The organism is Shinella sp. HY16, from assembly GCF_028534175.1.
Taxonomy (GTDB): domain Bacteria; phylum Pseudomonadota; class Alphaproteobacteria; order Rhizobiales; family Rhizobiaceae; genus Shinella.
On sequence record NZ_JAHYXL010000001.1, the window covers coordinates 250773 to 265794 of the forward strand.

Genomic DNA, 15022 nt, shown 5'->3' on the forward strand with positions numbered 1-15022 from the left:
GGCATCCGGCCGGGGAGGACGGACATGTATGATGCTGCAATGAGCTTCGGGCTTGGTGAGGAAATCGACGCGCTGAGAGAGAGCGTGCGGCGTTTTGCGGGCGACCGTATCGCCCCGCAGGCGGCGGAAATCGACCGCAGCAACACCTTTCCCATGCCGCTCTGGCGTGAGCTGGGTGACCTTGGCCTGCTCGGCATCACCGCGCCGGAAAGTTTTGGCGGATCCGGCATGGGCTATCTTGCCCATTGTGTGGCGATGGAGGAGATCAGCCGCGCCTCGGCCTCGGTGGGCCTCAGCTATGGCGCCCACTCCAACCTCTGCGTCAACCAGATCGTGCGCAATGCCAGCGCCGCGCAGCGGGAAAAATACCTGCCGAAGCTGATTTCCGGCGAACATATCGGCGCGCTCGCCATGTCGGAGCCGGGGGCCGGCTCCGACGTCGTCTCGATGAAGCTGCGTGCCGAAAAGCGCGGCGACCGTTACGTTCTGAACGGCAACAAGATGTGGATCACCAACGGGCCGGATGCGGACGTGCTGGTCGTCTATGCCAAGACGGACCCGGAAGCCGGCTCGCGCGGCATCACCGCCTTCCTCGTCGAAAAGGGGTTCAAGGGCTTCTCGACGGCGCAGAAGCTCGACAAGCTCGGCATGCGCGGTTCCAACACCTGCGAACTCGTCTTTACCGATTGCGAGGTGCCGGAGGAGAACGTGATGGGCACCGTCGGGCGCGGCGTCAACGTGCTGATGTCCGGCCTCGATTACGAGCGCGTCGTGCTCTCTGGCGGCCCGCTCGGCATCATGGCCGCCTGCCTCGATGTCGTCATCCCCTATCTTCACGAGCGCAAGCAGTTCGATCGGCCGATCGGCGAATTCCAGCTGATGCAGGGCAAGGTGGCGGACATGTATGTCGCCTTCAACGCCGCGCGGGCCTATGTCTATGCCGTGGCCGCTGCCTGCGACCGGGGCGAGACGACGCGCAAGGACGCCGCCGGCTGCATCCTGCTTTCCGCCGAGAACGCCACGAAGCTGGCCCTCGAAGCCATCCAGGCCCTGGGCGGCAACGGCTACATCAACGATTATCCGACGGGCCGCCTGCTGCGCGATGCGAAGCTCTACGAGATCGGCGCCGGCACTTCGGAAATCCGCCGCATGCTCATCGGCCGCGAAATCTTCCAGGAGACGCTGTGATGCCGGCCATCCCTTCGGCCGTGAACACCCGCAGCGAGACCTTTGCGGCGAACCGCAAGGCCATGCTCGAGGCGCTCGCCCTGGTGGAGGAGGCAGCCGGCCTTGCCATGGATGGCGGCGGGGCGAAGGCGCGCGAGCGCCATGTTTCCCGCGGCAAGCTCCTGCCGCGCGACCGTGTCGCGCAATTGCTCGACCCCGGCTCTCCCTTCCTCGAAATCGGCCTCACGGCCGGACATGGCCTCTATGACGGCGCCTCGCCATCCGGCGGTATGATATCGGGCATCGGCCGCGTCTCCGGCCGCGAATGCATGATCGTCTGCAACGATGCGACGGTGAAGGGCGGCACCTATTATCCCATCACGGTGAAAAAACATCTGCGCGCGCAGGAGATCGCCGCGGAGAACCGGCTGCCCTGCATCTATCTCGTCGACTCGGGCGGCGCCAACCTGCCGAACCAGGACGAGGTCTTCCCCGATCGCGATCATTTCGGCCGCATCTTCTACAATCAGGCGCAGATGTCGGCCGCCGGTATCCCGCAGGTCGCCGTCGTCATGGGCAGCTGCACGGCCGGCGGCGCCTATGTGCCGGCCATGAGCGACGAGACCGTCATCGTCGAGAATCAGGGCACGATCTTCCTTGCCGGCCCGCCCCTGGTGAAGGCCGCGACGGGCGAGGTGGTGACGGCCGAGGATCTCGGCGGCGGCGACGTGCACACCCGTCTTTCCGGCGTCGCCGACCACCTCGCGCGTGACGACCGCCATGCGCTTGCCATCGCCCGCCAGATCGCCGCCAATCTCAACACGCACAAGCCGCCGCTCGCGAAATCCGGCGAAGGCGACGCACCGCTTTACGACCCGGAAGAGTTGCTCGGCATTGTGCCGGCCGACACGCGCACGCCCTACGATGTGCGCGAGGTGATCGCCCGCGTGGTGGACGGTTCCCGCTTCGACGAGTTCAAGGCACGCTTCGGCACCACGCTCGTCTGCGGCTTTGCCGCGCTGCATGGTCTTCCGGTCGGCATCATCGCCAACAATGGCGTGCTCTTCTCCGAGGCCGCCCTCAAGGGCGCGCATTTCATCGAACTCTGCGCCCAGCGCGGCATTCCGCTGCTTTTCCTGCAGAACATCACCGGTTTCATGGTCGGCCGCAAATACGAGGCCGAGGGCATCGCCAAACATGGCGCCAAGCTTGTCACCGCCGTGGCGACGGCGAAGGTGCCGAAGATCACCGTCCTGATCGGCGGTTCTTACGGCGCGGGCAATTACGGCATGTGCGGCCGGGCCTATTCGCCGCGGTTCCTCTGGACCTGGCCGAACAGCCGCATCGCCGTCATGGGCGGCGAGCAGGCGGCGGGAGTGCTCGCAACCGTCCGGCGCGAGGGCATCGAGCGCACGGGCGGCAGCTGGAGCACCGAGGAGGAGGCCGCCTTCAAGCAGCCGACCATCGACATGTTCGCCCGGCAGAGCCATCCGCTCTATGCCTCGGCACGGCTTTGGGACGACGGCATCGTCGATCCGCGCAAGACGCGCGACGTGCTGGCGCTCTCGCTCTCGGCGGCGCTCAATGCGCCGGTCGAGCCCACTCGTTTCGGCGTCTTCAGGATGTAGAGGAGGCAATGCCATGAACCGCGAAACCATCAATGCCAAGAACGCACCCGCCCCGCGCGGCGGCTATTCGCAGGCCGTGAAGATCGAGGATTTCAAGACGCTGCTGTTCATCAGCGGCCAGATCCCCGTGTCGGACGACGACAAGTTGCCGGAAACCTTCGAGGAACAGGCCCGCCTCGTCTGGCGCAACATCGACGCGCAGCTGAAGGCGGCGGGCATGTCCAAGGCCGACCTCGTCAAGGTGACGACGTTCCTCTCCGACCGGCACCACGCGACCGCCAACCGCGAGATCCGCAGCGACTATCTCGGCGCCATCGCCCCGGCGATGAGCGTCGTGGTCTGTGCCATCTTCGACGAGAAGTGGATGCTCGAGGTCGAGGCCATTGCCGCACGATAACGCGCGGGACCCCGGTCCCGCGTCTCCCTATCCGTTTGCCGGAGGCAGGATGTTCAGAAAGATCCTCATCGCCAACCGCGGCGAAATCGCCTGCCGCGTCATCGGCACCGCCCGCCGCATGGGCGTTGCGACGGTCGCTGTCTACTCCGACGCGGATCGCCAGGCCCTGCATGCTGCGATGGCCGACGAGGCCATCCGCATCGGCCCGGCAGAGGCGGCCGGCAGCTACCTGAACAGTGCGGCCATTATTGCGGCCGCGAAGGCGAGCGGTGCCGAAGCGGTGCATCCCGGCTACGGCTTCCTCTCGGAGAACCCCGATTTCGTCGAGGCGGTGGAGGCGGCGGGCCTCGTCTTCATCGGCCCTTCGGCGAGCGCGATCCGCGCCATGGGGTTGAAGGACGCCGCAAAGGCGCTGATGGAAAAGGCCGGCGTGCCGGTCGTGCCGGGCTATCATGGTGAACGGCAGGAGGCCGATTTCCTTGCCGGCGAGGCGGAGGCGATCGGCTATCCGGTGCTGATCAAGGCCCGCGCCGGCGGCGGAGGCAAGGGCATGCGGCGGGTGGAGCGGCCCGCCGATTTTACCGCCGCGCTCGAAAGCGCCCGGCGCGAGGCGGAAAGCGCATTCGGCGACGGCCGCGTGCTGGTCGAAAAATACATGGCCAAACCCCGTCATATCGAGGTGCAGGTCTTCGGCGACGGGCACGGCAATGTCGTGCATCTCTTCGAGCGCGATTGCTCGCTCCAGCGCCGCCACCAGAAGGTCATCGAGGAAGCGCCGGCACCCGGTATGACGGCGGAGATGCGGGTCGTGATGGGGGAGGCCGCGGTGCGTGCGGCCGCGGCTATCGGCTATAGCGGCGCCGGCACCGTCGAGTTCATCGCGGACGTTTCCGAAGGCCTGCGGCAGGATCGCTTCTACTTCATGGAAATGAACACGCGCCTGCAGGTCGAGCACCCGGTGACGGAGGCGATCACCGGTCTCGATCTCGTCGAATGGCAGCTTCGCGTCGCCGCAGGCGAACCCCTGCCGAGGCGGCAGGACGAGCTTGTCATCGACGGCTGGGCCTTCGAGGCCCGGCTCTACGCGGAAAACCCGGCGCGCGACTTCCTGCCGGCGACCGGCCGCCTTACGGTCTTCGACCTGCCGGGTGAAGCGCGCATCGATTCCGGCGTGCGCGTCGGGGATATCATCACCCCATACTACGATCCGATGATCGCCAAGGTGATCACCCATGGTCGCAACCGCAGGGAGGCGCTGGCGCGGCTGGAAGCGGCGCTCGAAGCCTGCCGCGTCGGCGGGCTGACGACCAATGCCGGTTTTCTCGCCCGTCTCTGCCGCCTGCCGGCCTTTGCTGCGGGCGATGTCGATACGGGCCTGATCGGTCGGGCAGGCGAGGGGTTGCTGGCCGATCCCGAAGCAGCCGAGGAGGTTTTTTCGCTTGCCGCCCTCTCGGCGCTCGGTTTTCTTGACGCACCGGCCGACCCTGATCCATGGAGCCAGGTCCGCGGTTTCCGGCTGTGGAGCGAGGCGACCCGGAGCGTCTTTCTCGACCATGGCGGTGCGGAGCATGCGCTGCGGATCACCTTCCGCGGCGGCAACCGTTTCCGCGTCGAGCACGCTGGCATTGCTACCGAGATCGGCCTGCTGGCGAGCGACGGCCGGTCCGTGCGCGCGGATGTCGATGGCCGCATCCTGTCTGCTACCGTTCATCGCGAGGGTGCCGATACCATCGTCTTCCTCGGCGGTCATGCCCATGCCTTTTCGCTTGCCGAGGAGGCTGGCCACCAGGGCGAGGCAGCGGCGGGTGGTGACCGGCTCTCTGCCCCCATGCCGGGGCTCGTGCGCATCGTTTCCGTCGCGCCGGGCGCGCGTGTCACCCGCGGCGATGCGCTGGTGACCATGGAGGCGATGAAGATGGAGCTGGTGCTGGCAGCCCCACGTGACGGGGTAGTGGCCGTGGTGCCCGTCGCCGTTGGCGATCAGGTGGCCGAAGGCGCCTTGCTTTTGGCGCTGGAGCCGGAGGAGGCAACATGAGTCGCCGCATCGAAATCGTCGAGATGGCCGCCCGCGACGGCCTGCAGAACGAGAAGGCGATCATCCCCGCCGCGGACAAGATTGCGCTGATCGATCGCCTCTCGGATTGCGGATTCCGCCGCATCGAGGTGACGAGCTTCGTCAGCCCGAAATGGGTGCCGCAGCTTGCCGACGGAGCCGAGGTGATGGCCGGTATCGCGCGCCGGCCAGGTGTTTCCTATGCGGCGCTGGTGCCCAACATGAAGGGTTACGAGGCGGCGAAAGCCGCCGGTGTCGATGAGGTCGCCGTCTTCCTCTCCGCCTCCGAAGGCTTTTCGCAGGCCAACCTCAACTGCTCGATCGCCGAGAGCATCGAGCGGGCCCGGCCGGTCGCGCAAGCGGCGAAAGCGGATGGCATTCCGCTGCGCGGCTATGTCAGCTGCGTCGTGCAATGCCCCTATGACGGCCCGGTGGCTCCCGCCGCCGCGGCATGGGTGGTCGGGCAGTTGCTGGCTCTTGGTTGCCACGAGGTGAGCCTTGGCGACACGATCGGCCGCGCCCGGCCGGAAGAGGTCGCGGCCATGCTGGATGTCGTGCTGACGATTGCCGCGCCGGAAAGGCTCGCCGGCCATTTTCACGATACGGGCGGGATGGCGCTCGACAATATCCGCGTCGCGCTGGATCATGGACTTGCCGTCTTCGATGCCTCGGTCGGTGGGCTCGGCGGCTGCCCCTATGCGCCGGGTGCGCGCGGCAATGTGGATACGCTTGCCGTCGCCGACATGCTAGCGGCGGCGGGGTTCGAGACGGGCCTCGACCGGGAGAAGCTGGCGCTGGCCGCCGTTTTCGCGCGCCGGATCTCCGGCAAGGGCGCCTAGCATTTTGCGCCCTTGCGGGGCGAGGAGGTGAAGCCATGAATTTCGAGACGATTTCCGTATCCGTCGACCGGCGCGGCGTGGCTATGCTCACGCTGCGCCGCCATGCGCAGCACAATGCGCTGTCCGGCCCGATGATCCGTGAACTGACGGGGGTCGCCGGCCTTCTCGGCGAGGACAGGGCCGTGCGCCTCGTCGTGCTCACCGGCGAGGGCGAAAGCTTCTGTGCCGGCGGTGATCTCAACTGGATGAAGGAGCAGATCGCGGCCACGCGCGAGGTGCGCATCGTGGAGGCACGCCGGCTTGCGGTGATGCTGAAGGCGCTGCGCGACCTGTCCAAGCCGCTCGTTGCCCGGGTCAACGGCCAGGCCTATGGCGGAGGCGTCGGGCTCGTCAGCGTCTGCGATGCGGCGATCGCGGTGGAAGGTGCGCGCTTCGGCCTGACGGAAACCCGCCTCGGCCTCATCCCGGCGACGATCAGCCCCTATGTCGCCGCCCGTATCGGCCCCGCCGCCTTCCTGCGCTTCGCTACGTCCGCTCGCCTGTTCGATGCGCCGACCGCACGCGATATCGGCCTCCTCAGCGCCGTCGTTCCGGCCGAGGCACTGGACGCGGCGGTCGAGGCCGAGATCGCCCCCTATTTCGCGGCCTCGCCGGAGGCGGTCGCGGCGGCGAAGGCGCTTGCCCACGCGCTTGCCCCGCCGATCGACGACAAGGTCATCGACATGACCCTGACGCGCCTGGCCGACACCTGGGAGACGCCGGAAGCGGCGGAGGGGGTCACGGCGTTTCTGGAAAAGCGCAAGCCGGGATGGGTGCTGACGGATACGGCAAAGTAGCGTCCCGGTGACGTCGCGGCTCTGGCGTTACCCCTGACGCTAGCCCTCTCCCCGCATGCGGGGGACGCGCCCTGCCAATGGGTAATGGTTGGGGAAATCGGTGCGGCATATCTCCTTCGCCCCGCTTGTGGGGAGAAGGTGCCGGCAGGCGGATGAGGGGCAACCCCCGCTACTCGATGAACACCCTGACGCTGGCTGCCCGCCCGGCGGCGTCGATGACGGTCAGCGTCGAGAAACCAGCCCCCTCCGGCATCCACTGCGTCGTGCGCCGGCGCGCGGCATCGGGCAGGACCTTGCCGTTGGCAAGCCAGCGGAAGGGCGCCCGTCCGCCCTGGAGTTTCAGCACGAGCGGTGAGATGTCTTTGCCGGCTGTCGCGCCGAGTTCCACATGGGCGCCTTCCGGCGGATAGACGATTTCCGGTGCCGGTTCGCGTGCGGTCGTGGCCACAAGGCCGCTTGCCGTGGTCGAGAAGCGGCGAAGGCTTGCGGGAAGCTCGGATTGCGCAATGCGCACCGCGCCGGCTGGTGCGCGCGGCAGTGCGGTGATGGCGAGGCCGGACCGGGCGAAGGCTTCGAACAGGATGGGCGCGGCGGCGCCGTAGCCGGTGAGGCCCGGCACCGCGCCGTTGTCGGCCCGGCCAACCCAGACGCCCAGCACATGGCGGCCATCATACCCGACGGACCAGGCATCGCGATAGCCGTAGCTCGTGCCGGTCTTGTAGGCGATGCCGAGGCGGCGGCTGCCGGTGGGCGGCGTGACGCCGGAAAGCACATCCGAGACATGCCAGACGGCGACGGGGTCGAGCAGCGGATCGCCCGTTATCACCGCCGCGTCGCGCACGATGCCATCGCCAAGGCGCACCGGCAGGCCGCGATTGGCAAGCGCCGCGTAGAGCTGGGTGAGGTCGCGCAGCGTGACACCGACGCCGCCAAGGCCGATGGCAAGGCCGGGCGTTTCGCCCGGCGGCAGCTCGGGATGCACCTCCGCGCGGCGGAAGCGCACCATCAGCCGCGTCGGACCGACCGCCTCCAGCAGGCGCACGGCGGGCACGTTCAGCGACAGCTGCAGTGCCTTGCGCACGCTGACGTCCCCCTGATAGGTCATGTCGAAATTGCGCGGACGATAGCCGGAGAAGTCGGCAGGCCGATCCTCGACGATGGTTTCCTGCGCGACGAGGCCTTCCTCGAAGGCAAGGCCGTAGATGAAGGGTTTCAGCGCCGAGCCGGGCGAGCGGCGGATGCGCGTCATGTCGATCCAGCCGGCACGGCTGCCGTCGAAGTAGTCCGCCGAGCCGACCTCGCCGAGGATCTCGCCGGTGCGGGCATCGGCCATTACCATGGCGATCGAGACCTTTGGGCCGAGCCGCTCGGCCGCCTCGCGCGCCACCGTCTCCAGCCCGTCCTGCACGGTGCGGTCGAGCGTCGTCCTGTGTTCGGTGGCCTTGGCATCCTTGCGCAGCGCAAGCTCCGAAAGGTGCGCGGCATAGGCGGGAAGCTGGCGGCGGCGGTCGGGCACCGCTTCCGCACTGGCGCGCTCCGCCTCGCCCTCGCCGATGATCTCGGAAACGGCCATGCGGGCGAGCACGCGCTCGCGCGCCTTCTCCGCCACGGCGCGGTGCCGGTCCGGCCGGCGCTTTTCGGGAAGCTGCGGCAGGGCGACGAGAAGGGCGGCTTGGGCGACGGAAAGACGCTTCGGCTCCTTGCCGAACCAGGCGAGGCTGGCCGCGCGTACACCCTCCAGATTGCCGCCATAAGGAGCGAGCGTCAGGTAGAGGTCGAGGATCTCGGCCTTGGAGAGGCGCCGTTCGAGCTGGACCGCGCGGGCCATCTGGCGCAGCTTGGCTAGCATCGAGCGGTTCTCGCGCGGCTCGATCAGCCGGGCGACCTGCATGGAAAGCGTGGAGGCGCCGGAGACGATGCGGCCATTCGTGACGAACTGCCCGGCCGCACGCAGCAGCGCCAGCGGGTCGATACCCGCATGCTCGTGAAAACGCCGGTCCTCATAGGCCACAAGCATGCGCAGAAACTGCGGATCGACATCGGCAGCCGTGGTCTTCAGCCGCCAGAGCCCGTCCGGCGTCGCGAAGGCCCGCAGCAGGCGGCCGTCGCGGTCGAGCACTTCCTTTGAAACGGTGTCCGCCACGGTGACCGGCGGCGGATAGGCGCGATCGGCATAGTCGAGCCCGGCGGCGAGGGCGGCGATGAACGCCGCCCCGCCGAGGGAGCCTATCAGGAGCTTGCGCCAGAGCGCCATTGGCCTGTCCTCTCGCTCAGCCCCTTACTCGGCCTTGACGACCTGCATGCGGCCGGTCGCCGTGCGGGCGGAGTATTGCGGACGGTACATGTCCTCCACCTGTGCGGCCGGGTGGTCGTAGGTGCCCGGTGTCACGGCGCGCACGACGTAGGCGAGCGTCACCTCGCGATTGTCGCCTGCGCTGCGGTTGAAGGCTGCGACGAAGCGGTCGTAGCGGAACTCCGTATGGGCAGGCTCGATCTCGCCGATCCAGTCGAAATTCGCCAGCTTCGCGCTGTCGACGAGGCTCGGATTGTCGATCTCGAAGCCGGCGGGCAGGAGGTCGGTTATGATGATGCGCGACGGCCAGTCATTGTGCTCCGTCACTTTCAGCACCACGACGTAGCGCTCGTTCTGCGTTGCCTCGGAGACGTTCGCCTCCTCGCCGTCCAGCGTGTAGTAGCTGCGCTCGATGGCAAAGCCGTCGCCGCCGGCCGGCAGCGGGTCGGCCGGGGCTGCCACCGTCGTCAGCATGGCCGAGACCGGCTCGCCGGTACGGTTGGCAACCGTCAGCGGGTTCTCCATCAGCGCCTTGCCCGTCATCTGCGCGGCGTAGCCGCCGGAATGCGCGGCGCCGTTGATCTCGAGCTCCAGGCCCTTGTCGGCATCCTTCACGGAACGGGCGGCCAGCAGCATCCAGGTCTGTTCCTGCGTGCTGGTCCAGCGCTTGTCTTCCCACTGCTTGGCGACGAGCTTCGTCAGGTCCGGAATGATGGTCGGAACCGGGCGGGCTTCGGCGGCAAGCGCCAGAATGGCGGCCCCGTCACGCAGCGACGAACCGTAGTCGGTACGCGAGAGGCTGGCATTCAGCACGCTGTCGCGCGACAGGCCGAGTGCATTGGAGAAGATCGTCATCGAGCGTTGCGCATCGCCGTAGAGCCCGAGCGCGGCGGCAAGGTGCGCGCGGGAGAGCGGCGAGGAGAACTCCGAGAGCTTCGTGTCGGCATAGTAGCGCAGGTCGCTGATCGCGGCCTTGCGGTTGCGGGCGAGCACATAGAGCGCATAGGCGATCTCGTTGCCCTGGCTGGAGACGTTGACGTCGTAGGAGATGGCGTTCTGCAGGTTGGAAAGCGCCTGCAGCATGGCCTGTTCCGGCACGTCGAACTTCTGCTCGCGGGCCCGCGTCAGGAAGTCCGTGACGAAGGCGTCGAGCCACAGGTCGCCGTAGCTCGGTCCCCAGAGGCCGAAGCTGCCGGAGGAGGACTGGTTGGCCAGCACGCGATAGATCGCGTCCTGCACGCGCTTCTGCGTTTCCGTGTCCTCGGCAAGGCCGGACTGTTTGGAGAGCTCGCTGAGATAGAGCAGCGGCAACGCACGGCTGGTCGTCTGCTCCGTGCAGCCATAGGGATAGCGGTCGAGGGCCATCAAGAGTGCCGGGATGTCGAAGGCGGCGGCGCGCGAAACGCTGAGGCTGACGGAGGCGCCGGCAAGCTGGCTGTCGGCCAGGAGTTGGTCGTCGATCGTCAGGCTGCCATTGGCGGCGATCTCGATCGGCCGGCGCGTGGTGATCGGCATGGCGGCCGGGCGCACCGGCACGTTGAGCGCCTGCTCCAGCGACATGCCGGAACCGTTCGAGAGCTTGACCGTCACGACGCCGTCGCCGGCCTCGCCGCCGATCAACGGCAGGGTGAGCGCCGTCTTGCCGCCTGGCTCGAGCCGCAGCGTCTGGCCCGCACCGGTCTGCTCGACCATAACGGAGGCGTTGTGGGTGACTTCGACCATGTAGTCACCGGCCGGGGCATCGGTGTTGGTGATGTCGAGCCTCAGGTCGGCGCGGTCCCCGGGAGCGAGGAATTTCGGCAGGCTCGCGGTCACCACGACCGGATCGCGGATGACGACGTCCTTCGACGCGCTGCCGACGCCGGTCTTCGTCCAGCCGACGGCCATGATGCGGGCCGTTCCGTTGAATTGCGGAATGTCGAAGCCGACCTTGGCCTTGCCTTCCGCATCGAGCTTCACAGGGCCGGCGAAGAAGGCAACGAGCTTTTCGGTCGGTGGATTGCCGGAAAGCGCCCCTTCGCCGCCGTCGCCGCCGGTGCGCAGCCGCCCGGTGGCGCCGAGCGAGCCGTCGATCAGCCGGCCGTAGAGGTCGCGAATCTCCATGCCGAGCCGACGCTGGCCGAAATACCAGCCGGCCGGATCGGGCGCTTCGTAGCGGGTGAGGTTGAGGATGCCGACATCGACGGCGGCGACCGTGATATAGGCCTCCTCGTTGGCGCCTGCGCCGGCGAGGGTAAGCGCGATATCGAGCGGCTGGCGCGGCAGCGTCTTTTCCGGAACGTCGAGTGCGACATTCAGCTTGCGGTCGGCCGGATCGACCTTCAGCCAGGTGATGCCGATGGCGCGCATCGGCATGCGGCTTTCCTGGTCCGTCCCCGGACGGAAGAGCGTCGCAGTGACGTAGGAACCGGGACCCCATTCCCTGGTAATCGGTATTTCCACCTCGCCGCCCTCGGCGCCGATGGCGGCGGTCTGGGTGGCGATCAGGCTTTCGGCGCCGATGGTGATCAGCACCTGGCCGGCATGGCGCGACGAGATCTTCAGTTTGGCCGTGTCGCCGACCGCATAGTTTTCCTTGTCGAGCGAGATTTCGAGCGCGTCGGGCGTTTCCGTCGAGGTTGCGGCGACATACCAGCCGGCGTCGAACTCGATGCTGGTCGCCGGGCCTTCGGGCTCCGCGCTTTCCACTTCCAGGCGATAGCGGCCCCAGGTGACAGGCACCGATATGCGCCCGCCATCCTTACCGGCATCGACCGTGCCGTCGGCGATCTGCTTGGTCGAAAGCACCGGCTCGTAACGCCACGAGCTGCCGTCGCGATACCATTGGTAGTTCCGCTCGACGGCGAGCAGCTTCCAGGGCATGCCCTGCATCGCCTGCCGAGAGCCATCCGGCGCCACAGCGACGACGGTGAAGTTGGCAACGCTGTTTTCCGCAAGTCCATCGGAAAATTCCGGCTTTACGCCGATCATCGCACCGGCCGCCTTGACCGGGAGGGTCAGGTTGCGCTCGACGGCGCGGCCGCCCTCTTCCATCATGCGCAGCGTGACCAGCGCTTCGAGGCGCTGAGTGGTCGAGGGAAGGTCGGCGATGTTCACCTCGAAGGTCGTCTTGCCGTCGTCGTCGAGAACGTCGAGGCCTTCGAGCGGCGTGGTGCTTTCCTCAAGGGCCTCCTCGTCGGCAAGACCGAAGACGTAGCCGGGGAAGGCGGCGTCCTGGCGGGTCGGTTTCAGGGCGACGTCGCCCTCGATTTCAAGGCCCGCGCCCGGCGCGCCGTAGAGGTAGCGGCCTTCGACGGAGACCTCCGCGGGAACGCCGGTCTCGATGGCCTTCGTTTCGCTCGCCATGTCGAATTCGATGCGGTCGGGCACGAAATCGTCGACGAGAAACTGCTTTTCGCCGATCGCGCTCCCCTTGGGATCGGTGAAGATCTGCATGGTCCAGGTGCCGCGCATGCTGTTTTCCTGCAGCGGCAGGTCGACGGCATGGCCGCCGAGCGCGGCACCGTCGCTGACGATGCGGCGATCCTCTACGCCATCAGGGCGATTGAAGACGAAGGTGAGCGGCAGTTTTTCGACGGCATTGGCTTCGATGTCGCGGGCGAGCGCCGTCGCGTGCACGGTCTCGCCGGCACGGTAGATGCCGCGCTCGGTCCAGGCGAGCACGTCGATGGCACCTGGTGCCGGCCGGCCGGTGACGCCGCGGTCCGAGAGGTCGAAGCCGGCGCGTGTCATGTCGAGGAAAACGAAGTCGGACGTGCCCTTCTTTGCGAGGATCACGGCTGGCGTGTTGGCGGCGGTGCCGCGCATCAGGCCGGCGGTGAAGGTCGCGCGGCCGTCCGCATCGGTCGTCGCGGTGCCGAGCACCTCGTTGTTCTTGGCGATCAGCTGAAGCTCGACGCCGTCGAGCGGGCCAGCGCTGTCGAGCGAGCGGGCGAAGACGTTGAGGCCATCCGTGCCGGCATAGGTGGTGAGGCCGACATCCGAGACGACGAACCACTGTGTCGCCTTGGCATCCCATTCGTTGGAGCGGCCGTTCGAGGCGGCGGCGGTCAGGACATAGACGCCGGGCTTGCGCTCCGGCAGCGCCTCGTCGACCGGGAAGCTGGTGACGACGTCCTTGTTGAGCTCGGGCGAGATATCGATCTTGCCCTGCCAGACGAGTTCGCCGTTGTCGTTTTCGATGCGGCTGGCGGAGTAACCGTCGAGCTGGGTGAGGAAGCGGCTTTCGGAAAGCAGCGAGGTGATGGCACGGTCACCGACGCGGTAGAGCTTCAGGTCGGCGCTGTCGGTGTTGACGGAAACGATCGGGATGCCGCGGCGCACGCTTCCCGGCAGCACGAAGCCGTCGCCGGTGAAGCGCACCATGGCGGCGCGGTCCTGCACATAGATGTCGAGGTCGACGACCGATTCCAGCGGTTCGTCGACCGCCGACGGCAGGCCAGGGCGGAAGGCGATCTTGTAACGCTGGCCGTGGTTCAGTCCCTCGACGCAGATCTGCCGGTCCTTCGCCTCCACGGCTTTCGGTGCCGCGCCGTCCAGCGTCACGAACGATGCATAGTCCGCGCCGGACTTGACGAGCGGTTCGGAGAACTCGACGCAGGCCCGTGGTGTCGCGCTGTCGGAATCGATGGTGTGGTTGACGACGCGGAAGCCCTGGCGGGCGCGGAGGCCGAGATAGGCCGAACGCACGGCGACGTCCTCCTTCAACTCCAGACTTGCCTTGTAGGCATTGATACCGGCGCGATAGTTGCCCGACTTGTCGAGCGTGTCGGCAAGCACCGCCAGCGCCCGGGCGCGGGTTTCCGTCGTGCGCGAGAGGTCATAGGCATTGATCGCCGCAAGCGCACCCTGGCCGGCGAGGTAGCTGTTGTTGTAGGCGCGAGACATGGATTCGGCGGTCTCGATCCAGAGATAGTAGTCGTCCGGCGTCAGCGAAAGCGCACCCTTGAAGGCGATCAGCGCCTGGTCGAAGCGGCCAGACGCGGTCTCGATGCGGCCGAGCGAGGCAAGGCTTTCCGCACCCTGGCCGGTATGCTCGGCGGCGAGCGACATCGAATTGCGGAAGGAGCGGGCGTCGCTCATCATGTAGTCGCTGATGAAGGCCATGGCCGGCGGTGCGCCGATATCGGCGGCGGCGTCCGCACGCACGATCTTGCCGGCGACAGCGCCCTGGAAATGGTTGAGCTGGTTGAAGTCGCTCTTCAGGAAGCACCACTTCACCTTGGGATTATAGGTGAAGGCGCGGCAGGACAGGTCGTCGACGCAATCGGTCTTGCACTGGTCGAGCGTGACGTCCTGCACGGTGCGCAGGTCGAAGCCGAAATAATCGCTGTTCTCGCTCGTGACCACGGTGCGCGTTTCCTGCGCGCCTGCAGGGAGGGGAGGGGAGGCGACGGCAGCCAGAAGAAGTGCCGAGAAACCGAAGAATGCGCGCATAGACATGAAGTCCTCCTAACGCTGCCCGTCTCGTTGCCGCCGCCACTGTCCAGACCCGGATACGGCTTGTCAATCGAAAGACGGAGCGCGTCGGGGGGGCCGGAAAAGGGGGTGGCGCATGGAACCAGGGGGAAGACGTTTCAGCGTCGCTGTTCAATCGCCGGAAATGCGAAATTTTTTGGCAAGGCGCCGCGTTAATCTTTTGTTAACCATATCGGCGCAGACTTCAAATCACGGACGAACCGTTTCTGTCATATCGCTGTAACAGCGGGCCGATAGAAGCATCGTCAGACACGAAAGTCGTGTTTCGCAAGCGCGGTGACCACGGATGTACTGGCACCCCGTGTGAAACACTTCCCCGGCCAGGCCGGGA

8 protein-coding genes are annotated in these 15022 nt (G+C 67.1%); 6 read left to right on the top strand and 2 right to left on the bottom strand.

Going from position 1 to position 15022, the window contains the following annotated elements; translation table 11 throughout:
* The first annotated feature begins 39 nt into the window (after nt 1-39).
* The 6 genes from K0P03_RS01315 to K0P03_RS01340 are packed head-to-tail and all read left to right on the top strand — an operon-like array spanning nt 40 to nt 6920.
* Nucleotides 40-1188 carry an isovaleryl-CoA dehydrogenase gene (locus K0P03_RS01315; protein WP_272790431.1) on the top strand — a complete coding sequence of 383 codons (1149 nt, stop codon included), beginning with the start codon at nt 40-42 and terminating at the stop codon, nt 1186-1188.
* On the top strand, nt 1188-2795 hold the full coding sequence (locus K0P03_RS01320) for a carboxyl transferase domain-containing protein (RefSeq protein WP_272788709.1): 1608 nt from the start codon (nt 1188-1190) through the stop codon (nt 2793-2795). Before K0P03_RS01315 ends, K0P03_RS01320 begins: the two co-directional genes overlap by 1 nt.
* A 13-nt stretch (nt 2796-2808) precedes the next feature.
* Nucleotides 2809-3192 (top strand): RidA family protein, encoded by a 384-nt coding sequence (locus tag K0P03_RS01325; RefSeq protein ID WP_023515558.1) that lies wholly within the window; start codon nt 2809-2811, stop codon nt 3190-3192.
* A gap of 49 nt (nt 3193-3241) precedes the next feature.
* Entirely contained in the window at nt 3242-5227 is a 1986-nt protein-coding gene (locus K0P03_RS01330; protein ID WP_272788710.1) for an acetyl/propionyl/methylcrotonyl-CoA carboxylase subunit alpha, read from the top strand.
* A complete protein-coding gene (locus K0P03_RS01335; protein WP_272788711.1) occupies nt 5224-6084 on the top strand; it encodes a hydroxymethylglutaryl-CoA lyase in 861 nt (286 codons plus the stop codon). The genes K0P03_RS01330 and K0P03_RS01335 overlap by 4 nt, the downstream gene beginning before the upstream one ends.
* Nucleotides 6085-6119: 35 nt before the next feature.
* Nucleotides 6120-6920: a crotonase/enoyl-CoA hydratase family protein gene (locus K0P03_RS01340; protein WP_272788712.1), complete on the top strand. Its 801-nt coding sequence runs from the start codon at nt 6120-6122 to the stop codon at nt 6918-6920.
* A 169-nt stretch (nt 6921-7089) separates the two neighbouring features.
* Here the strand turns inward: K0P03_RS01340 and pbpC are convergent, their stop codons facing one another.
* Both pbpC and K0P03_RS01350 read right to left on the bottom strand, forming a co-directional pair.
* The gene (gene pbpC, locus K0P03_RS01345) at nt 7090-9174 is read right to left on the bottom strand and encodes a penicillin-binding protein 1C (protein ID WP_272788713.1); all 2085 of its coding nucleotides are present in this window, start codon (nt 9172-9174) and stop codon (nt 7090-7092) included.
* Nucleotides 9175-9198: 24 nt separating this feature from the next.
* Nucleotides 9199-14649, bottom strand: coding sequence for an alpha-2-macroglobulin family protein (locus K0P03_RS01350; protein WP_272790432.1), 5451 nt, complete (start codon nt 14647-14649; stop codon nt 9199-9201).
* Nucleotides 14650-15022: the final 373 nt, after the last annotated feature.

Bases quoted from the DNA above. Each gene is read 5' to 3' on its own strand.
- pbpC (WP_272788713.1), bottom strand. From the start codon at position 9,174: ATGGCGCTCTGGCGCAAGCTCCTGATAGGCTCCCTCGGCGGGGCGGCG.
- K0P03_RS01340 (WP_272788712.1), top strand. From the start codon at position 6,120: ATGAATTTCGAGACGATTTCCGTATCCGTCGACCGGCGCGGCGTGGCT.
- K0P03_RS01335 (WP_272788711.1), top strand. From the start codon at position 5,224: ATGAGTCGCCGCATCGAAATCGTCGAGATGGCCGCCCGCGACGGCCTG.
- K0P03_RS01330 (WP_272788710.1), top strand. From the start codon at position 3,242: ATGTTCAGAAAGATCCTCATCGCCAACCGCGGCGAAATCGCCTGCCGC.
- K0P03_RS01350 (WP_272790432.1), bottom strand. From the start codon at position 14,649: ATGCGCGCATTCTTCGGTTTCTCGGCACTTCTTCTGGCTGCCGTCGCC.
- K0P03_RS01325 (WP_023515558.1), top strand. From the start codon at position 2,809: ATGAACCGCGAAACCATCAATGCCAAGAACGCACCCGCCCCGCGCGGC.
- K0P03_RS01315 (WP_272790431.1), top strand. From the start codon at position 40: ATGAGCTTCGGGCTTGGTGAGGAAATCGACGCGCTGAGAGAGAGCGTG.
- K0P03_RS01320 (WP_272788709.1), top strand. From the start codon at position 1,188: ATGCCGGCCATCCCTTCGGCCGTGAACACCCGCAGCGAGACCTTTGCG.